This window comes from Flammeovirga sp. MY04 (assembly GCF_001682195.2).
Lineage (GTDB): Bacteria > Bacteroidota > Bacteroidia > Cytophagales > Flammeovirgaceae > Flammeovirga > Flammeovirga yaeyamensis.
Map to the genome: position 1 here is coordinate 4,921,347 of NZ_CP003560.2, position 21,930 is coordinate 4,943,276.

General features: G+C 33.2%; 19 protein-coding genes. 6 read left to right on the plus strand and 13 right to left on the minus strand.

Annotated elements, in window-relative coordinates; all coding sequences use genetic code 11:
* Window positions 1–48: 48 nt before the first annotated feature.
* On the minus strand, window positions 49–780 hold the full coding sequence (locus MY04_RS19765) for an SDR family oxidoreductase (RefSeq protein WP_066212581.1): 732 nt from the start codon (window positions 778–780) through the stop codon (window positions 49–51).
* Window positions 781–900: 120 nt separating this feature from the next.
* Here MY04_RS19765 and MY04_RS19770 point away from each other — a divergent pair, with 120 nt between their 5' ends.
* The 5 genes from MY04_RS19770 (at window position 901) to MY04_RS19790 (ending at window position 5,182) form a co-directional block, all read left to right on the plus strand.
* Complete coding sequence (locus MY04_RS19770; protein WP_066212584.1) at window positions 901–1,752, plus strand: LysR family transcriptional regulator; 852 nt, start codon at window positions 901–903, stop codon at window positions 1,750–1,752.
* Between the two features lie 43 nt (window positions 1,753–1,795).
* Window positions 1,796–2,362, plus strand: coding sequence for a Crp/Fnr family transcriptional regulator (locus tag MY04_RS19775; RefSeq protein ID WP_066212587.1), 567 nt, complete (start codon window positions 1,796–1,798; stop codon window positions 2,360–2,362).
* Between the two features lie 65 nt (window positions 2,363–2,427).
* Window positions 2,428–2,922: a GlcG/HbpS family heme-binding protein gene (locus MY04_RS19780; protein ID WP_236941084.1), complete on the plus strand. Its 495-nt coding sequence runs from the start codon at window positions 2,428–2,430 to the stop codon at window positions 2,920–2,922.
* 12 nt (window positions 2,923–2,934) lie between these two features.
* Complete coding sequence (locus tag MY04_RS19785; protein WP_066212592.1) at window positions 2,935–4,479, plus strand: Dabb family protein; 1,545 nt, start codon at window positions 2,935–2,937, stop codon at window positions 4,477–4,479.
* Window positions 4,463–5,182 (plus strand): 3-ketoacyl-ACP reductase, encoded by a 720-nt coding sequence (locus MY04_RS19790; RefSeq protein ID WP_236941085.1) that lies wholly within the window; start codon window positions 4,463–4,465, stop codon window positions 5,180–5,182. The genes MY04_RS19785 and MY04_RS19790 overlap by 17 nt, the downstream gene beginning before the upstream one ends.
* 80 nt (window positions 5,183–5,262) lie before the next feature.
* Here the strand turns inward: MY04_RS19790 and MY04_RS19795 are convergent, their stop codons facing one another.
* From MY04_RS19795 to cysS, 10 genes are all read right to left on the minus strand, one after another.
* Window positions 5,263–5,880: a TerD family protein gene (locus MY04_RS19795; protein ID WP_066212596.1), complete on the minus strand. Its 618-nt coding sequence runs from the start codon at window positions 5,878–5,880 to the stop codon at window positions 5,263–5,265.
* Window positions 5,881–5,898: 18 nt separating this feature from the next.
* Window positions 5,899–6,465, minus strand: coding sequence for a TerD family protein (locus MY04_RS19800; RefSeq protein ID WP_066212598.1), 567 nt, complete (start codon window positions 6,463–6,465; stop codon window positions 5,899–5,901).
* Between the two features lie 70 nt (window positions 6,466–6,535).
* Window positions 6,536–7,258, minus strand: coding sequence for a hypothetical protein (locus tag MY04_RS19805; RefSeq protein ID WP_066212602.1), 723 nt, complete (start codon window positions 7,256–7,258; stop codon window positions 6,536–6,538).
* Between the two features lie 3 nt (window positions 7,259–7,261).
* A complete protein-coding gene (locus tag MY04_RS19810; RefSeq protein ID WP_084005981.1) occupies window positions 7,262–8,119 on the minus strand; it encodes a patatin-like phospholipase family protein in 858 nt (285 codons plus the stop codon).
* 178 nt (window positions 8,120–8,297) lie between these two features.
* Complete coding sequence (locus MY04_RS19815; RefSeq protein WP_066212604.1) at window positions 8,298–9,143, minus strand: exonuclease domain-containing protein; 846 nt, start codon at window positions 9,141–9,143, stop codon at window positions 8,298–8,300.
* A gap of 176 nt (window positions 9,144–9,319) precedes the next feature.
* Window positions 9,320–10,510, minus strand: coding sequence for a T9SS type A sorting domain-containing protein (locus MY04_RS19820; protein ID WP_066212606.1), 1,191 nt, complete (start codon window positions 10,508–10,510; stop codon window positions 9,320–9,322).
* A 275-nt stretch (window positions 10,511–10,785) separates the two neighbouring features.
* Window positions 10,786–11,904 carry a T9SS type A sorting domain-containing protein gene (locus MY04_RS19825; RefSeq protein WP_066212608.1) on the minus strand — a complete coding sequence of 373 codons (1,119 nt, stop codon included), beginning with the start codon at window positions 11,902–11,904 and terminating at the stop codon, window positions 10,786–10,788.
* Between the two features lie 284 nt (window positions 11,905–12,188).
* Complete coding sequence (locus MY04_RS19830) at window positions 12,189–13,313, minus strand: T9SS type A sorting domain-containing protein (RefSeq protein ID WP_066212611.1); 1,125 nt, start codon at window positions 13,311–13,313, stop codon at window positions 12,189–12,191.
* 287 nt (window positions 13,314–13,600) lie between these two features.
* Window positions 13,601–14,722, minus strand: coding sequence for a T9SS type A sorting domain-containing protein (locus MY04_RS19835; RefSeq protein WP_066212616.1), 1,122 nt, complete (start codon window positions 14,720–14,722; stop codon window positions 13,601–13,603).
* Window positions 14,723–15,236: 514 nt separating this feature from the next.
* A complete protein-coding gene (cysS, locus tag MY04_RS19840; protein ID WP_066212618.1) occupies window positions 15,237–16,742 on the minus strand; it encodes a cysteine--tRNA ligase in 1,506 nt (501 codons plus the stop codon).
* Between the two features lie 276 nt (window positions 16,743–17,018).
* Between cysS and MY04_RS19845 the strand changes: the two genes are divergently transcribed.
* Window positions 17,019–17,711 carry a diphthine--ammonia ligase gene (locus MY04_RS19845; RefSeq protein WP_066212621.1) on the plus strand — a complete coding sequence of 231 codons (693 nt, stop codon included), beginning with the start codon at window positions 17,019–17,021 and terminating at the stop codon, window positions 17,709–17,711.
* A gap of 28 nt (window positions 17,712–17,739) precedes the next feature.
* Here the strand turns inward: MY04_RS19845 and MY04_RS19850 are convergent, their stop codons facing one another.
* Entirely contained in the window at window positions 17,740–18,549 is an 810-nt protein-coding gene (locus MY04_RS19850; protein ID WP_158297789.1) for an SDR family oxidoreductase, read from the minus strand.
* A 298-nt stretch (window positions 18,550–18,847) separates the two neighbouring features.
* Window positions 18,848–21,781: an FAD-binding and (Fe-S)-binding domain-containing protein gene (locus MY04_RS19855; RefSeq protein ID WP_066212628.1), complete on the minus strand. Its 2,934-nt coding sequence runs from the start codon at window positions 21,779–21,781 to the stop codon at window positions 18,848–18,850.
* Window positions 21,782–21,930: the final 149 nt, after the last annotated feature.

Consider the following 21,930-nt stretch of genomic DNA (forward strand, 5'->3'; position numbering starts at 1 on the left):
TTTTATTTTTAGAGAGTATTTGTTGACTCTTCATTAAAATCAAATAGCTTATGGCTGTTGCTTAGTTGCTGCTAAAACAATTTCTCTTACATTCACCCCTTGCGGCTGATTGAAAGCATACCAAATTGCATTGGCAATATCTTCAGCTTTTAAAATACTACCCATTTCGTCTTTCCAAGATTCATATCCATCTTTGATTTCTTGATTTGTAGTGTGCGATAAAAGTTCGGTTTCTACAGCACCAGGAGCGATTGTTACCATTCTAACGTTATCTAAAGCGGCTTCTTCTCTGGCATTTTCAGTAATGGCATGTACCCCAAATTTAGTACCGCAGTAAGCCGCATGATTACCAAATGTCTTTCTACCTGCAATTGAACTGATGTTGATGATTGTTCCGCCTTTTCTTGCTCTCATCTGAGGTAAAACGATTTGCATACCGTTCAACACGCCCATGATGTTTACATCAAACATTTTTTTCCATTCTTGAGGATCTTGAACTGCCATATCACCTAAAAGCATCATACCTGCATTGTTCACGATAGCTTCTGTTGGACCGAATTGTTTTTCAGCTTCAGCGACAGCATTTTTAAAAGCATCGTAATCTGTTACATCCACTTTTTTAATTAAAGTATTTGGAAGGTTTAATGCTTCCATTTTTTCTACTCGTCTACCTAAAAGCAAAAGAGGAAAACCTTGGTTCGAAAACAGTTGAGCTGTAGCAGCGCCAATTCCAGAACTTGCACCTGTGATAACAATCAGACCTTTATTTGTTGATTTCATAATGAGAAGTATTAGATTTATTTATGATTGATATGTTTTATTTAACTGTTGATACAAAGGTATTTACTGTGTTATTGTGATCAAAATACTATTTTTGTATCGTTATCATAAGTTTTTATTATGGATGAAAGATTACTCCGTTTTTTTGTAGCGGTATACGAAGAAAAAAATATTTCTAGAGCAGCTGAAAAGTGCTTTGTTTCTCAACCAAATATCTCCAATGGTATCAAAAACATTGAGGAATTATTGGGGAAAGAACTTTTTGTGCGACATAAAAAAGGAGTAACAATAAAGGAAGAAGGTCATCAATTATACCCTATTGCGAAAAGAATATTAGGTGAGTTAAATGAGATTCCTGAACTGTTTAAGCAAAGGGATTTTAAGCAAAAAGTAATTCTTGGTGTAGCCGATAGCTTGCCTCAATCTCTAAAAAAGAAGTTCTTTCTTCAGATTGATGAGGAGGTATCAAATATCGAATGGGATATCAGGGAGATTGGTCGTGATTGTGATCTGAATCTGTTGGTAAGGGAATGGAAGTTCGAAGAACATTTATTTCTACCGCTATGGAAGGAAGATTATGTTTTATGTATTCCAGATCATCATCCATTATGTGATAAAGACGAAATAGAAATAACAGATCTAGAAGGCGAACCGTTTATTCATTGTCCTCCTTGTGAGGCGCATCAGCAAAGTTTATCGATTCTGAATGATTTAGGAGGGAAGTGGAAAACAGTAGCGAATTGTGCCACAAAAAACGATGTGCTTACGCTATTGGTATCTGGGCTTGGAATTACATTTTTACCAGAATCTTTTGTTCGAGAGTGGAATGGGTTTCAGATCAAGAAATACAAGGGACCTGTATCTTACCGGGAAGTGGGATTATCCTATCCGAAAGACAGTTTGAGTAATCCTGCTGTGGCCGAAATAGTGAAGTTGTTTTCAAATAATAATCAGATCAACACTACCGAATAATCTTATCATTTCTATTGCTCATCTCTTTAAACTATCTAATCAAATGCACGAATTACTAAAAGAAAATATTGACAAGCATGTTTCATTTTCAGCAGCTGAATTAGAAACATTTGGTCAATATTTTCATCAAAAGACCATTCAGAAGAAGGAATTCTTATTGAGGCAGGGGGAGACTTGCAAGTTCGAAGGGTTTGTATTGGATGGCTGTTTTCGGATCTTCACTTTTGATCAAAAAGGAAATGATAATACGCTTTACTTTGCTGCAAGGGATTGGTGGTTGATGGATAATGATAGTTTTATGCATCAGAATCCTTCTCATCTTAACATGCAAGCTTTAGAAGATAGCGAAGTCTTGCTCATCAAAAGAACAGATAAATTGATGTTGTACGAGACTTTACCAATTGTAGAAAAGTTGTTTAGGGTAATGTCCCAGAAAGCATTGGTGGCTTGGCAACGTCGATTAATTCGAAATCATTGCGAGACGGCCAAAGAGAGATATCAAAACTTTATTGATACATACCCTTCGATCGCTTTAAAAATAACGGATAAGCAGTTGGCAAGTTATCTTGGTATCACTCACGAATTTTTGAGTAAGATAAAAAAGCGATAGTTTTTTGGGAGAATTGAACTAGTTCAACTTTTTTTAGAAAAAGGTTATTGAACTTTGTCATTAAGTTGAATAACCAAACTACGATGAACAAATTATTACTCTCTTTAATCGTCTCTATCTTTCTTTCAGGAGAATTGTATGCTCAAAATGCCTATGATATCACTGATGAAGAAGCCCTTAAAGTTTTATTATCTGCCAAAACAAAAGCAGAGGAAATGGATGTGCTTGTAAATATAGCTGTTACCGATGCTGGAGCAAATTTGAAAGCATTTATTCGTATGGATGCTTCTTATTTGGGAAGTATAGATGTTGCCATTAAGAAGGCAAAAACAGCAAGATATTTTAATATTGATACAGGTGAATTGGGTGAAATGACTCAGCCTGGAGGAATAGTTTATAATATTGAGTTATCCAATGGGGGATTAATAACCTTTCCCGGTGGATTGCCCATTAGAAACAAAGATAATGTGATTATTGGGGCGATAGGTATAAGCGGTGGAACTATTGAACAAGACAGAGTTATTGCGATTGCCGCAGCTCAATCCATTTTAGAATTATAATGTACGAGTGAAATGAAAAACAAACGATATATACTATTACTCTTATTCTCGATTTTTCATCAGATACTCTGGGCACAAGAGGAGCAAAGCTTGATGCTTGAGAGACAAGATTTCAAAAGTATTTCAGCAAAAAATACAGTAACGATCACTTCTTATCAAAAAGGAGAAAAGCACTTTGTATATGTTGGTGGATTCGGAAATATTGATGTTTTTGGCTTAGCAAAAAGTGGACAACTAACTCCTATCAGTAACCATGAATTGTACAAACAAAAAGGGCCTGCTAGAGGAATGGTGGCCGATCGGATTGATGGAACGGACTTCTTGTTTGTGGCAAACAAATATGGGAACGTTATCGAAACGCATAAGATTTTAAACAATGGTGCTTTGGAAAGAGTGGCGATAGTAGAAGATACGGAAGAAACACATATTGGAGTGGCCATCACTTTGCAGGTGGTACATATGAAAAAAGCAGCTTATCTATTTGTTGGTGGTCTGGAGGAAACTCCTGGTTTAAGTTGTTTTAAAATCGAAAGTGATGGGAAGCTCACCCATATTCAATCGTTAAAAGACAATGATGAAATTCATACCGATGGCATAATTGGAATCTATACTCATAAAATTGATGGGAAGACGTATTTATATACGGGCGGTTTTCAAGACAATGGCGTAAGTAGTTTTAGAGTTTATGAAAACGGACATTTCAAGAATATCAACAATATAGATGATAATGATACGGACCGCTATTTAACGGGTACTTATCCAGTTACTGGGGTGCAATTGGGAGAGAACAACTATGTGATTGTAGGACATCGACATCATAAATATTACAAGCGAAAAGGGTTTATTAAAAAGACCGATTTTGTGTATCATGGAGACGGGGTATCTGTGTTTAAGGTCGATAAAAAAGGTGCTTTAATTCCCCATTTCACTTTAAAAGATACGGAAGAAACTAAGTTAAAAGGACAAACAAGAATAGAAGTGGTTTCATCAAATAGTGAGGAAGCAATTATAGCTGTAGGAACTAGAGACGATGAAAGCATTCAGCTGTGTCGATTAAATAAAGAGGGCGAGCTTTCTCCCATCAATTATCTAGGAACAGGTTATTCTATTTATTATGGATTAAGAGCTCATGAAATTGAAGGAGAACATATTTTGATTGCAGGATCTTTCAGGTTTGATTTAGGAAAAGTGGTGACGTATAAATTGCTGCCACAAGTGGAAAGAAGCAACAAACAAATACAACATATTGTAAGCATAAAATACAAGTCTGATGCCACTAAAGAACAGATTGATTTGGCAGTGAAAACATTCGAAAACTTAAAAAATAAAATTCCTGAAATATCTCGTCTGGAATGGGGCGTAAATGATAGTACAGAAGGGTTAAGTAAAGGTTTTACACATTGTTTTACGCTCACTTTTAAAGATGCTTCAGCTAGGGAAATATATCTTTTTCATAAAGCACATTTAGATTTGGTAGATAAGATAGGTCCAATAATAGAAGACGTTTTTGTGATGGATTATTGGGTGAAAAATAATAATTATGAGTTTGAAAAATAAAAAAGCGATCATTACCGGTGGAGGTAGAGGGCTAGGAAAAGCTACGGCTCTAGAATTCGCTAAAAAAGGAATTGATGTTGCAATTACCGGTAGAAATGAGGAAGTATTAAAAGCGACCATTTCGGAATTAACAGCTCTTGGAGTTAAAGCTATTTACGAAGTCTTTGATGTATCAAATTATAATGATGTTCAAAGAAGTATCAAGAAGATCGTTGAACAGTTAGGTACTGTAGATATTCTAGTAAATAATGCCGGCATTGCAGCAGTAGGTTCATTTAATGAAATGGAGGTGGCCGAATGGGAAAGAGTCATTCAAACCAATGTTATGGGAATGTACTACGTCACCAAAGAAGTATTACCCTATTTAATTGAAAAAAAACAAGGCGATATTTTTAATGTAGCTTCTACAGCAGGTCTAAATGGCAATCCAAATATTTCAGCCTATTCGGCTTCCAAATTTGCAGTTATAGGGATGTCGGAGTCGTTAATGAAAGAAGTAAGAAAGAATAATATTAGGGTGATAACACTAACTCCAAGTACTATAGAAACAGATATGACGGTTGGGTTGGGGATTACCAAAGAAAACTCAGAAGAACACGTATTACAACCAGAAGATTTTGCACAATTGATTTCATCAGCTTTAGAACTACCCAGAAGAGCAATGCTAAAAAGTGCAGCATTGTGGTCAACAAACCCAATTTAGGGTTTTAAAAAAGGCAGTTTCTTCATATTCTTATGATAGAAACTGCCTCATTGTTAAACTATAGTTTAATTCTACAGCGTCTAACTATATTTTATTTGAAGGTAAGTAATCGTACCTTCAATATCTTTTGCGTGTATAGGTTCTCCTAAAGCTTCAAATTTCCAGTTACCTTCAATTTTATATAATCTTCCCATAATCATGGATACATAACCCGAATAGTCATTATTAGAAGACATATTAAATGTGGCTAAAACATCATCTTTAGTGTAGATTCTCACCTCAGAAAAAGGGATATCAGAAAAATCTTGCTTTTTGTAAGAGTTCAAATAAAGGAATATTTGATCGATATCATCTTGCACCTCATTCAAGTGAATTTGAATAATTTCATTATCTAACCCATCATCTTCTCCTTGGTCACCTGCTAAATCATCACCTGTATGCGTAACGGCTCCATCGGGAGATTCTAAGGCGTTGTAATAGACAGTATAAATCTCATTCATTTCTTTGTCAAAAGCACTCATCGAGGCATCTAAATCAACATTGATGTTTCTGTCAATTAACCCAAATAAAGCTTTAGAATGAATAGCCCCCCAGTTAACACCTACTCTGATGTAATCTAAGCTACCACCATCATCTTTTAGCAAAGAGATTTTACTACCTTTTTGAAGAGAAATACCAGTTCCTTTACTTAAATTCATGTATTTGCTATTGTTTATTTACCCTGTATACTGATCAACATAACCTTGTAGACCAATATTCGATCCAATACCTGAAGCTTCGAACGTCCATTCATTATTTATTCTTTTCAGGCGTCCAAATTCCATATCTGTAGATTTGTCGAAATTCTTTTTGTCGAGATCGAAGCGACAAATTTCTGTTTGAGTATCAATATCTACAATTCTGATATAGGCATTTTTCAACATCCCGAAATGATGTCTTAATACTTCGGCATTATGGATAGTAGCTACAAAAATCAGTTCATTAACAAAGTCAGAAATTTTGGATAAATGTGCTAAAATCATTTCATCATCACCATCACCCTTGCCTGTTCTGTTATCACCGGTATGTTCTATGCTATTGTCAGGTGATTTTAAGTTATTGAAAAAGACGAAAAATTCATCTGCTGGAATTTTATTATTATCTCCAATCATAAATACAGATGCATCGAGATCCAAAGAGTTACCAGGAATTAAATCCCATCCTAATCCTAGCATTATTTTGTCTAAAGAATTAGCGCTTTTTGTTAGATTAATTTTTCCGCCTTTCGTTAGATTGATTCCCATGAGTGTCAATTAATTTTTGATATTCGATTTTTAAACGTTTGTGAGTAAGAACTTATTGTAATATAATACTTTACGACCCTTTAAAAAAGCGATCTATTTTGGATTTGTTTTCTTTATTAAAAAATTCTTTCTTTTTTTCTTCAGTTGATTTCTCTTCCGAAAAGAAACGATCAAATGTCTCTTTTTGATTGGAAGAGATCACATTATTGTTATCAGATTGTTTGTCTTTTTTAAAGAAACTCTTCACATCTTCTTTCTGTTGTTCTTTGTCATCTACATAAGAAAGCAAATGATCAATTTTTTGAGTTAACATTTCATCTTCATGATTTGTCTGTTCGATTGCTTCGTGATGAATATCAATCAGAAAGTGTTCCACATCGAAAGAATCGGTGGTTAAAGTTGGAGAAAGAAGTAGGATTTTTGTTCTTATTTTTTCAATCTGATAAGCCATCTGAGAAGCTTGAAGTTCAGAGTGAAGCATTTCTTGTTTTAGTTCCTGCATCATCTCTGTATACGCTTTCAGTTCCTTTTGCAAAGAAGAAATATATTTTTGATGTTGAAGCGTTTTCAATTCATCGTCTTTGAAATTATCGTGTTCAAAGTGTAGCTTTTTTAGATGAATTTCTAACTGCTTGATCTTCTCGTTTAAATTATTCCATTGAGATTTGAACCTAAAAAAATGATCGTGTAGCACTTCTTTTTCAAGCTCTAATTGTTCCACAGCTTCTTTGAGCAATGGAATAGCTAAAGTATGATTTTGAAAGTGCAACAGTTTTTTCAGGGATTCAAACATAGTTTAAACAGTAAGTTTTTTTCTTAGAGCATATAAAGCTTCTTTGTGTTTATCAGCTTCTCGATAACCAATATCAACAATGTCATATAGTTTGTCGGGCTGAGTATCAAAAGTACTAAATTTAGTCAATTCTTGAGGGAAAATTGCAATATCACATTGATTTAATTTCTGAAGTTCAGCTTTATCACCTTTTAAAGACATGGCTCTATAGGCTATTTGTTGTGCATTTTGTAAATCTTCTTTTCCATAAGTACGGATAGGAGAAACATAAACACCTATCACATATTCGCATTGATCCCTGATCACATCTAATGGAAAATGGTTTAAAATACCTCCATCACTGTAAGTTATACCATCGATTTCTACGGGGGTAAAGATAAACGGATAAGCACTTGATGCTAATACTGCTTGAGAAATACTACCGGAATGAAACACTTTTTCTTTGGCGTTTTCCATATCTGTAGCCACGACAAATAAATCCATTTTAGTTTTAGAGAAATCATCATGAATCAATTTCTCTTTAAGCTTTGGAGCAAAATTTATCGTATCTACAATCCCTTTAAATTTTATAATATGTTTCCAGAAAGAGGAGTTATTCCATTGAAATAAATCAGTATCATGAAAGAAATCTTGAATTTTTCCTAAAGAGGTACCCGAAGCATACATACCTCCAACCATAGAACCTCCGCTTGTTGCAGCAACAACATCGGGTTGAATACCTAATTCTTTTAAATAGTACAGCACACCAATATGAGCAAGACATTTTGCTCCACCTCCAGATAAGACTAATCCTAGTTTATATTTTTTGTCCACAGTTGCTTTGGATTTAAATAGATTATTCCATTTTACTTTCTCAAACATATCAACAAGTTGTGAATAAATGAATGGTTTCTCACTTATAATTTAATAAAATTATCAACAATTAAGTTGTTGTGAGTAGGTTTTTGAGAATTTTTAGTGTTTAATCAAGAATAATAAATAGAGTTATTCACAAATAAATAAACAAATTATAATTAATGTTGATAAGTGAGGTAATGTATTAATGCTGTACATTCAGTATTTCAAAGATTTCTTTAATTTCAATTTCATTTAGCTTTTGAATGTATTTACCATTCGCGTTAAACTGATCAATTTTTTTGAGTTTGCTAGGACCTGGATCGCTACCAACCATGACCATATTGGTTTGACCAGAGATATTGGTATTGATTTTTGCCCCCAATCTTTTGAGAATGCCTGCCAATTCATAACGTTCCCATTGGTTAAATAGACCAGTAATGACTACTTTCTGTCTAAAAAATGGACTTTCTGGATCTGCATTTTCGTAATCAGGTTTAAGAATATCACCGGTGAGTTGAGTCCTAAAGGGAGACCCACCTTTTTTCTTTTTATTGGGGTTTTTAAGTATTTCGGGAAATACTCTTTCACGATGAAGTTCTACATATACCTTAGCACAAGCTTCAGCATCTGCAAGGGCATCATGGTGTTTTAAAGGCCATCCAAATGTATAACACAAATCGTCTAGAGCAGCATTTGTCGCTTTGTATGTACAATCGTATTCAAAAAATGGAACATTTAGATCGTACAATTCCAAAGCTTGTTGCATGGCTCCAATATCAAATTGTGCATTGTGAGCTACGACTAACTGACCTTCGATAAATGGGAGAATATCGTCCCATACTTGGTGAAAACTTGGAGAATTCTCAGTCATATCAGCAGTAATACCATGTATAGTGGTATTAAAACTATTGTATCTATTATCAGGAGGGCGTACCAAAGACTCATAACGATCGACAATCTGACCGTTCTTAACTTTAACAATACCTACCTGACATATACTCCAACGTGCATTGTGTGCCGTTTCAAAGTCTATTGCTGTGAATTCCATATTTAGTTTTTACTGAACTTACAAAGATGTATATTGTCTATGGAAAAATAAAATGATATGGATTCTCTAATTCTTATTGATCGTTAAGAAGAAAAAAAAGACCCTTATTTCTAAGGGCCTTTCTTTCTTTATCATAATTTCTCAGTTCTTATAAATAGAACTAAGGAAAAATTATGTTATTGTTTTACAAATCTAGTAGATACTTTTTGAGAGCCTGAGCGAATCATCAAGAAGTAATTACCCGGTTGAACATCTAAGTGTCTATTCAAGTCGTAGATAAATGAATTATTTTCAGAAATTGAGTTTTCTGCAAATACTACTTTACCTAATTTATCCAATACTGTGATCTCAAATTCCATACCTTCTGATATTCCAGATAACTGAAGGTTTAATTTGTCAACAGAAGGGTTAGGGAAAATCATAACCTCTAAATTTCTTTGTAATCCTTTAGGATACACAGTTAATGGTCCAAAGATTTCTGATTTTCCATCAAAATCTACTTGTACTAAACGATAGTAACTTACTGCATTTCCGAATTCATTATCGGTGAAAGCATAACTTTTGATAGTAGTAGAGTTTCCAGCAGCATCAATTTTACCAATTTCTTCCCAATTTGAGTTGTCTGAAGATTTTTCAATAATAAAATGTGATGCATTAAATTCTGATGCTGTAGACCAATTTAAATCAACACTATTATCATTTACTTTGGAAGTAAAAGAGATTAGTTCTACTGGTAAGTCTGCACCATTTTTAATAGCGTCTACGATTGTTGCAATATTATCAGGTAAATTAGAAACAGATTCAACGCCATCTGTCCCTGAATCATCTACAGCGTCATCGACTAAATTACCTGTAATTTGTGGACTAACATTTCCACTTTCAACATAAATTGGTACATTTTGGCTACCATTACCTGTTTTGGTATTTGTTGTAATAGAACCAACTCCATTTACATTACCTAAAACAACCAAGTAAACTGGTTTGGATGTTCCATTTCCAGAACTGTAGGTATAATTAATACTTCCATGATCTAAGATTAAATCACCTGTAATTATTAGTACTGAAAACTCACTAATATTAATTGAAGCGTTTGAAACAGTTAAGTTTCCTTGAATCACAGAATAAGATTCTGGAACTTCGTCTTTGGTGTTTCCAGTGTTGTTAATAGTCACAACAGGATCACCACCAATAGCACCTTCATTGGTTATTTCACTATTATTTACACTGTATTCAATATCACAAGTTTCACCATGAGTTTGAGATGAATTAATAGTCTCTTGGTAAGTGTCACATTGTGCTTTTGCTTTTGAAAAAGTGAAAAAAGTTGCAGCAAGCAATAAAAAGGTATAAAGAATGTTTTTTTTCATAATTTTATTAGTAGAGCAGTAAAAGCGAGGATGTAATGTTTTTTTTAGTTATTACGGTAAAATTAGAAATTATGTTTGTTAATATTATAAAATAGTGGATTATTGAAATAATATTATAAGAATAATGCAATTTATGAATGAACTTTTTATTAAACAATGTTGTTTAACGAAAAAAATCCAAAATGTAATAAAAAGTTATTTATTTATCATTTAAAGTAAATAAATAAAAAAAGGCTCTAGTTACTAGAGCCTTTTGAGTCAAACTAAAATTTGATTTATTGAATGATAAACCGTGAAGTTTTTGTTTGATTACCTGATTTTATATGTATAAAGTATTTTCCTGTATTTAGATTTGCTTTACTATTCAAATCGTAAAGCATTGCATTTTCATCTGATATAAATGCATCTTTAAAGACAACCCTTCCTAATTTATCTAATACTGTAATCTCTAATTCAGTTGATAAACTTAATCCATTGATTTGTAAATTTACTTTTTCAGAGGAAGGGTTTGGAAAGATAGCTAAATCCATAAAAGGTACATTTAGTGACACTTGCAAAGGTCCAAATATCTCAGATTGACCATCAAAATCAATTTGTACCAATCTATAATATACTACTGATTGAACAGTGTTATCATCAGTAAACTCATATTCTTTTAATGTATTAGAGTTACCATGCGCTTCAACCGTACCTATTTTTTGCCAATCGTTTTTATCAAATGACTTCTCAATATCAAAATGAGATGCATTAATTTCTGTAGCTGTAGACCAATTTAATTCAACATTATTATTGTTGATTTTTGATGTGAAAGAGATTAGTTCTACGGGTAAGTCAGTTTCCCAATTTGTGACTTCATAATCTAGAATAGATCGGACATCAGCTTCACCTATATTAAGTGGGGTATCGATAGATCCTGTACCTGTAACTGTTACATTAGGGTCAAAAGAACCTCCAATGTAAGCAGGTAAAGCAATTGAGCCAGTACCAGTATTTACATTTCCAGTTCCTACAACGCTTCCCATTACCACAAAATATCCTTGGTTTTTAAATGTAATGTCACCCGTTACATAAACATCTCCCTCCACTATAAATAGAACACCTTGCTCTATGTCAATTTCTGTATTGGCATCAATATATAAATCGCCTGCCACAACCACATAATCTGAATTACTTGGATCAATAGCATCATAGACATAATCTAACCTAACATCTAATAATGGATTATTTCCACCTGTGTTGTCGAGTCTAACATCACCTAAACTTTTGTGAAGTCCATTATCTGTGGATTTAATAACATAATCTGAACTAATATTAGCAGGGAGAGTAATTAATGCTGCATATAAAGAAAGATTACATGTAAAAAGGATTGTAATAAGCAGTAGAAATTTTTTCATTTAAGCAATAGGATTTATAGAGTGAATAATGTAAGATTTATTTTAGGTTCACACTTTCAAGGATTAGGTTATTAACAATTTTAGTAGATCCTTACAATTTTCTTATTTGTTTCTGAGAAAAATACAATGTTTGAGTGAACTAACTTTAGAACAACAATGTTGGGTGTAAAAGTTCTTAAGAGTAAGTTAATATACTTAAAGTCAGATAAATAAAAAACAAATCACCTTAATTACATGTGATATTAGGGTGATTTGTAAATATTTAGATTGTTTTTTTATTATAATTAATGAATTACAAAGCGGTTAGTAATGGATTCACTAGCTGATGAAATGATTAAGAAATAGTTACCATTATGCAGGTTACCTTTTTCTTTAAGATTGATTAATAAAGATTGATCTGTGGGTTGAATGATTTCTTTATAAATTACTTTTCCTAATTTATCAAGAATAACAATTTCTAAAGTGGACTCTAACTTTATGTTGTTAAGCTGTAAATTCAATTTATTATATGAAGGATTAGGAAACACATTTGCTCTTAAGTTTGAACTTAAAGAAGAATTATTTACTAGTAATGGACCAAATATTTCTTTTTGGCCATCAAAATCTTCTTGAACTAATCTGTAATAAATAGCTGATTGAACTGTGTTATAATCAGTAAACTGATATTCTTTTATTGTATTTGAATTACCATTTGCCTCAACCTTACCAATATTTTCCCAATTGGTTTTGTCAGTTGATTTTTCAATGGAAAAATGTGAAGCATTTATTTCTGTTGCTGTCGACCATTTTAAAACTATTGCATTATTATTTGTGTGTGCAGAAAAGGAAATAAGTTCTACAGGTAAATCTGTTTCCCAACCATTTACTTCATAATCTAAAATTGAACGAATTTCTGAATCGCTAATATTTAAAGGGGTGTCACTTGTGCCATCTCCAACAACAGTAATTGTTGGATCAATTGATCCACCTATGTAAGCGGGTGTTGCAATTCCTCCTGAACCGGTATCAATAGTTCCGGTACCTGTTACACTTCCCATAACCACAAAATAACCTTGATTTTTAAAAGAAATATCACCATTTATTTGAACGTCTCCTTCAACAATAAATAAGACACCTTGTTCGATATTCAGTTCAGAATTTTCATCAATTATTAAATTACCTGCAACAACAACATAGTCGGAATTACTTGGATCTAAAGAGTCGTAACTAAAATCCAATCTAACATCTAAAAGGGGATTATTTAAATTAGTATTATCAATTGTCACATCCCCAGAACTTTTATGAATACCAAAATCAGTAGATTTTATTGTGTAATCAGAATTTATAGTTGTGCTGAGAGGAACTAAGCCAGCATAAACAGAAAGATTACATACGTATAGAAGTGTAATAAGTAGTAGAAAATTTTTCATTTAAGCAATAGGATTTATAGAGTGATTAATGTAAGATTTATAAAAGGTTCACACTTTCAAAGATTAGGTTATTAACATTATTAGTAGTTTCCTTTTAATTTTCTTATTCGTTTCTAAGAAAAGTACAATGCTTTTGTGAACTAACCTTATAACATTTTTGTACGGATCAATAGTTCAAGTAAGTAAGTTAATATGTTTAAAATCAATTAAATAAAATAAAAAATCACCTTAATTAAATGTGTTATTAAGGTGATTTTGTCAATTTTAAGACTGTTTTTTGTATTAAATTAATGAATTACGAAACGACTAGTGATAGATTCCATACCTGACGAAATGATTAAGAAATAGGTACCATTATGAAGATTGCCTTTTTCTTTTAGGTTAATTAATAATGAAGGATCTGTGGGTTGGATGATTTCTTTATAGACCACTTTTCCTAATTTATCTATGATAACAAATTCCAGTGATTTCTCTAGCTTTACATTGTTAAGTTGTAAATTCAGTTTATTGTAAGATGGGTTTGGAAATAAATGTACACTTATGTTTGAATTAGAAGAAGAACCATTGACTAGGATAGGGCCGAATATTTCTGTTTGGCCATCAAAATCCTCTTGAACTAATCTGTAATAAGTAGAGGTTTGTATTGTGTTATAATCAATAAACTGATATTCTATTGTAGTAGTCGAATTTCCATTTGCTTCAACTTTACCAATATTATCCCAATTGGTTTTGTCTGTTGACTTTTCAATTGAAAAATGTGAAGCATTAATCTCTGTTGCTGTAGACCACTTCAATACAATATTATTATTAATAATATGTGCTGTGAAAGAAACTAATTCAACTGGGAGGTCATTCTCCCAACCACTTATTTCATAATCTAATATTGCACGAACTTCTGGCTCGGTAATATTTAGTGGTGTATCACTCGATCCATCTCCTACAACAGATATGGTTGAATCAATGGACCCTCCTATATAAGCAGGAGTAGCAATAATTCCAGATCCTGTATCTACTGTACCACTTCCGATTACACTTCCCATGACCACAAAATAGCCTTGGTTTTTAAAAGAAATATCTCCTAAAATAATAACATCTCCCTCGACAATAAATAAAACACCTTGTTCAATGTTAAGTTCGGAATTTTCATCAATTATTAAATCACCTTCAACAATCACATAATTAGAATTAGTTGGATCTAAAGAGTCGTAACTAAAATCTAACCTGACATCAAATATGGGATTATTTAAATTGGTATTATCGATTGTCACATCAGTAGTGCTTTTGTGAATACCATAATCAGTAGACTTTATTGTGTAATTGACATCTATAATAGAATCAAGTGGTACTATGCCTGCGAAAACAGAAAAATGTGTGAAAATAATAGTAACGAGTAGTATATATCTTTTCATAAAGTAAGTTATTAGGTATGGGTAAATAATAAATAAATGTTTTATTTAAAACATTTAGATTAATCTATTTGAGTTATAATAAGCTGTAAACGAGTGCTTTCATATAGCTGTATAATTTAAATATACCCAATTTTGTACTTGATGATAAACTGAGTGAGGTTACCTATGAAAATTAGACGTTTATTAATATTGATATATGTGATTTTCTATCTTTTTTCTCAAATTACATTTTTTAGATAATGGTGAAAACGAATAAAAAATAAAAATATTCATGAATAAAATTGCATTATTTTTAGTTGTTTTGCCTTTTCATATCAATTTGATAATTAGTTTTTAAAAGTAAGCTTTAAGGAATTTTTTAATTTATTTAGCTGTAATGAAAATCGAGAAATTTTCTAAAATTAAATGAAATAATTGTTTTTCAGTATTTTCTAAATATCAAGTTTTATGGATCAAGAGCAAAAAAAACTCTGTACCGAAATACAGAGTCTCTTTAGTAAAAATGTATTTTATCCTAAGCTTCATCATAAGCCCATTCAACACCTTTTTTAGTATCCTTAGCTACAACTCCCATATCTTTCAATTGAGCTCGAATAGCATCTACTTTATCATAATCTCTTACTTCTTTTGCTGAAGCATAATCTTTAAGGATATATTCTAAAGCAGGAATAAAGTGGTTTGGAACTTCTTCTTTTAAGCCTAAAACATCTTCAATAAATGTGATATAAGCATTGATCATATCGTTGAATGCTTTTTCACCCAATTGAGCAGCAGGAATATTTCCAGCATGAACAGCATTGATTTTCTTTAAAAGATTGAAAATACCTGCCATTGCAACTGCTGTATTGAAGTCATCATTCATACCTCTGTAAATAGAGTTGATAATGCTTTCAATATTTTTGGCTTGTTTTTCATTTACTTCAATGCTATCGTCTGCAACGAACTTCATACTTTTTGCCAAACGTAGACCGTTCATCACTTTTCTGTATCCTTTACGAGCAGCTTTTAAAGCATCATTAGAGAAGTCTAAAGTTGATCTATATTGCGCTTGAAGAATAAAGAAACGGATAGTCATAGGTGAGTAGGCCTCTTCTAGTAACTCGTGCTTACCCTCAAAAAGTTCTTCGAGTGTAATGAAGTTACCAAGAGATTTACCCATTTTCTGACCATTAATAGTGATCAGGTTGTTGTGCATCCAGTATTTTGCTGGAGTAACATGATTACATGCATGTGACTGAGCAATTTCTGCTTCGTGGTGAGGGAATTTTAAATCCATACCACCTCCATGAATATCAAAATGTTCACCCAAATATTTGGCTGACATTGCAGAACATTCAAGGTGCCATCCAGGGAAACCTACCGACCAAGGAGAATTCCATCGCATGATATGCTCAGGTTCTGCTTTTTTCCAAAGTGCAAAGTCTACTTGGTTTTTCTTGTCACTCATCCCGTCAAGGTCGCGAGTTCCCTCAAGCATTTCTTCAATGTTACGACCAGATAGAATACCATATTCTTTGTCATTGTTGTATTTTACAACATCAAAATAAACTGATCCGTTACTTTCATATCCGTAGCCAGCTTCAATGATTTTTTCAATCATTTCAATTTGCTCTACAATATGTCCGGTAGCTCTTGGTTCTATGCTTGGAGGCAATACATTCAGGGCATTCATATCATTATGATAGCGATCAGTATAAAACTGTACCACTTCCATAGGTTCGATCTGCTCTAATTTGGCTTTTTTAGCAATTTTATCTTCACCTTCATCAGCATCACCTACAAGGTGACCAACATCGGTGATATTACGTACATAACGCACCTTGAAATCTTGGTGCTTTAGATATCTAAAAATGACATCAAAAGTAATAGCAGGACGTGCATGACCTAAGTGAGCATCACCATAAACGGTTGGTCCACAGACATACATTCCTACGAAAGGAGGATTAAGAGGTTCAAAAAGTTCTTTCTTTCTCGAAAGTGTATTGTAGACTTTTAGTTGTTTTCTTAAATCTGGTTGCATGTTCGCAATATTTATAAAATTGATTTTACCAAGATGACGCAAATATGCAAAGAAAGATGCACATTAAGACATACTTCCTCCATCATCTAGAGTAAAAATTAATAACAAAATAAAATTTTTAGGGAATAGGTAATTTATCCTGCACAGAAAGTGAGGATTATGGTAATCAACAACATCGAGTGGAGTTGATATTGATTATAGCGGTATGTAAAATGCTTTTCATAAATTACCTTTGATTAGATAACCAAAATTAGAAATAATAAATAGGAATTGAAAATGAATAAAGCACTATTTCAGTGGAGTGGTGGAAAAGATTCTTCTTTTGCCCTTTATAAGGCATTAAAAGAGTGGGAAATTACTGGACTCTTTACTTCTTTGTCTAAAGAATACAAAAGAATAAGTATGCATGGAGTGCGTGAGGAATTATTAGATCTTCAGGCAGAATCAATTAGTTTGCCATTGCATAAAATGTATTTAGAAGAAGATGCAACACACGACACTTATGATAGAGAGTTGGGCAAACACCTTCAACCTTTTGTAAATGAGGGAATCAAAGATTTAGTTCTTGGCGATATCTTTTTGGAAGATTTACGAAAGTATAGAGAAGACCAAATGGATAAAGTAGGGCTGAAATGTCATTTTCCTTTGTGGGGAGGAGATACACATCAATTGTACAAAGATTTTGTTGCTGCAGGATTTAAAGCCATTACTGTTGCAGTAAATGAAAAATTAGGGGATGACTTTAATGGCCGTATCTTGGATATGGACTTTTATAATGATTTACCTGAAGGAGTTGATCCATGTGGAGAAAATGGAGAATTCCACACTTTTGTATTTGATGGACCTATTTTTAAAAATCCAGTACCTTTTACGGTAGGAAATAAATTAGTGAGAGAATACGAATTTAAAGATGCCGATGGCAATATGATTCATTCTAAATTTCATTTCTGCGATTTAGAATTAAAGTAATTTAGGTCAAAGAATTTCCCAATTTAAATTAAAAGGTATTCTTTGCTTGATCGGGCATTAATACAGAGAGATTACGCATTATAAATTCGTTTAATCGCCTGGGTGGTCTCCCTGTTAATGCTTCGAAAGTATTCGTAGGAGTGGGGGCACCCAAAATAAAGTAATAAATAGATAGAATAGTAAATACTAAACGATCTATTACAGGTAACTTTTTGATAAACTTAGGTAACCCAACTTTGTACTGAAAATCCTGATTGGTCGAGGCACTCAATTTTGCAGTAACTTCCATAAAATCACGATTTTCTAAACCTGTAATTTCTACTGTTTTATTTAATAAGAAGTCGATATCATGCATCGCATTTAATAGGACCTTAGCAACATCAGAAGCATCAATCCAATTCACCTTTACATTAAAGTTGGGGATATTGACTTTTTTTTGGGTCTCAATATCTACTTGATAGTACCTTAATATATTTTGCATGAAAATAGTACTACGGACAATAGAGTAATTTAGAGTACTATTTATAAGTAACTTTTCAACTTGTTGCAAAGGCATAAACCAAATGGAATTGGCTTTATGTACTGACAATAGAACTACTTTTTTTACACCTGATAATTTACAAGCTTGTAAAAAGTTCTCATAGTTTTCTTTTTTGAATGTCGAAAAATTTTCTGGGACTGTTAGGAAAACAAAATCAATATTTTTTAGGGCATCCTTAAACGTAAATGTCTGATGAAAATCTAATGTTCTGTACATCACATTTTCTCTAGACATATAGTTACGTTGGCCAACATATACATTGAACAACTCCTCATTGCGAAGAGCTCTATGAATCATATTTCGGCCAATGATACTTGAAGGTGCAGTTATCAGTATATTTTTTTTGTCTCGAACCATTATTACAGTTGTGTCAGTCAATTGTTAATGCAAAAGTAAGAGATACTTTCATTAAAAAATCAATGTATTAACGCATATATACAAAACCTTTTCAGTCTTTTAAGTAAATAAATATCAACACTATATTTTTGATATTTATTTTATAATAATATGTTCAATTCTTAACTAGTTTGTTGTTTTTCAGGTAAAAGAAAGAGGAACAAGTCCTCTTTCTTTTATATAAATATTATGTAATATGTTATTTAATAGCATTTAATAAAACCTCGACAGGGTGTAAGGCATCTCTGTCTGTTCCATCTTTAATTTGATGTCTACAACTTGTTCCTGATGCTGCAACAATCACATCATTATCCAAAGCTCTAACCGTAGGGAAAAGTACTAACTCTCCAACATTCATAGATACTTCGTAATGTTCTTTCTCATATCCAAAAGAACCTGCCATACCACAACATCCCGTCGGGATAATTTGTACTTTATAGTTTTTAGGTAAACTCAACATTTGTTTACCCGTGACTTGAGTACCCGTTGCTTTTTGCTGACAGTGTGTATGTAGCTTAATTAGTTTTTCTTCATCAGTAAACTGATCTTCTGAGATACGACCTGCTTTCATTTCTTTGGCAATAAACTCGTCAATCATCAACGCATGTTTTGCTAATTCATTTGCCGCAGGCTTTAAGTGGTCATGTACGATATCCGGATACTCGTCTCTAAAGGCCATAATAGTTGATGGTTCGATACCTATTAATGGAGTTTCCTCAGAGATGTAATCTTTCAACATCGATACGTTTTTACAAGCTAGGTCTTGAGCTTCATCCAAGAAACCTTTTGATATGAAAGTACGACCACTATCTACGTGTGGCTGATAATGTACTTCATAACCTAGTTTTTCTAATAATTCTATCGTTTTTAAACCAATCTTTGTATCATTAAAGTTGGTAAACTCATCACAGAAAATATAGACTTTTCCTTTTGCTGCAGGTTTAGAAACGTATTTCTTCAACCAGCTTTTAAAAGTAAACTTATGTACTTTAGGTACTGATCTTTCTTGTGCAAAGCCAGTAAACGATTTAAAGATGCTTCCTGTAAGTGGATTACTGATCATTAAATTGAATAAACCAGGAGTTAACATCGCCATTTGCGTTAACTTAGGGAAGTAAGCAATTAATTTTGAACGTAAAGGCGCACCATTCGCTTTATAATATTGATGTAGGAATTCTGCTTTTAGCTTGGCAATATCAACATTAGAAGGACATTCTGATTTACAACCCTTACAAGAAAGACAAAGGTCCATTACTTCGTAGATCTCCTTATGATTAAAACGGTTAATTTGATAAGGTGCTCTTAAGTATTCTCTTAATATGTTTGCTCTAGCGCGAGTTGTGTTTTTCTCGTTTCTAGTAGCCATATATGAAGGACACATTGTTCCACCTGTCACCTCTGTTTTACGACAAGCACCCGCTCCATTACAAAACTCTGCCGCACGTAAAACACCATGTGCTGCACTAAAGTCTAGGGTCGTTTTAATTTCAGGAGTATCGATACCCGGCATAAAACGAAGACTTTCGTTCATTGGAGGCGTATCGACAATCTTGTTAGGGTTAAAGATATTATTTCCATCCCAAGATCGTTTTACCGCTTCGATAAGTTTAAAGTTTTTCTCACCTACCATAAATTCGATAAACTCACCTCTCAATCGACCGTCACCGTGTTCACCACTTAGTGATCCTCTATATTTCTTTACCAAATGAGCAATCTCATCGGCAATTGTTTTAAACATTTTATTTCCTTCTTCCGTCTTTAAATCAAGAATTGGACGAAGGTGAAGTTCACCTGAACCAGCATGTGCATAATGCACACATGTCAGATCATATTTTTTAAGAGTGATATTGAATTCTTCGATATAAGCAGGAAGATCTTCAACATCAACAGCGGTGTCTTCAATCACAGGAGCAGCTTTTGGGTCGCCAGGAACATTTGATAATAAACCAAGTCCTGCTTTTCTAAGGTCCCAAACACGTTTTACATCAGCACCTTCCACTAGCTTAAAGAAAGTACCCATTCCTGCTTCTTTATAAGCAGCTTCTAAATCTGCGGCGGCTTGTCGCATTTCTTCCTGAGTATCTCTAGCAATTTCTGTCACCAAAACTGCAGCAGGATCGCCATTTAAGAAAAATCTATTCTGACTGTGCTCAATACTATTTTTAGTACAATCCAAAATGTATTTGTCCATCAACTCAACCGCAGTTGGATTAAATTTTAGGGAAATCAAATTGGCTTTTAATGATTCATCAATTGAATCGAACTGTGCACAAAGCACACCTTTATATTTAGGAGGAGTTGGATTACAGTGAAGTTTAATTTCTGTAATGAAGATCAAAGTACCTTCAGAACCGGCAATCAATTCACAGAAGTTGAAAGGTTTTCCATTAGGGTTGAATGGCTGCATCAGTGCAAGCAAATCGATGGCATAACCAGTATTTCTTCTCGGAATAGATGGTTTAGGAAACTCTTTAGCAATTTCTTCACGCACCTCTTCAGGAAGAAGCATTTCTTCCACTTCTTTATATAAACGACCTTCCAAGTTATCTTGGGCAGCTTTAAGTTTGAATTCTTCAGGAGTAACCTCTTTAAAAACAGCCTCGCTACCGTCACTTAGGAAACCTCTAACTTCTATTAAATGATCTCTAGTCGATCCATACAATACAGAGTTCGATCCGCAAGAGTTGTTACCAACCATACCACCAATCATTGCACGGTTAGCAGTAGATGTTTCAGGTCCAAAGAATAAATCGTATTCCTTAAGGTGTTTATTCAATTCATCTCGAATAACACCCGGCTGTACTTTTACCCAACCTTCTTCCTTATTAGTTTCTAAAATTTTGGTGAATGTTCTCGATACATCCACAACGATGCCGCTACCTACTACTTGTCCTGCCAAAGAAGTACCTGCAGTTCTAGGAATAAGTGAGGTATTATATTCGTTAGCAAATTGAATAAGTGTTTTAATATCTTCCTCATCTCTCGGGAAAGCTACTGCTAAAGGAAGTTCTTTATATGCAGACGCATCAGTAGAGTAGAGTGTTTTCATCACATCATCAAAATGTAATTCCCCTTTTAGCTTTTTTTGGAGATTTTGAAGATGCCTGCTGTTTATATTCAATTTTGCTGTCATTCTAAAAATATTATTGGTGTAATCGCACCGGATCGACAAATATTGTAATAGTATAATTCCTTGTTTGCAAATATAATAGTCACAACCGAATATTGATTCACATTATTCAGTGATTTTTTATCTATTTAAAAAAAAGATGGTTGTATATT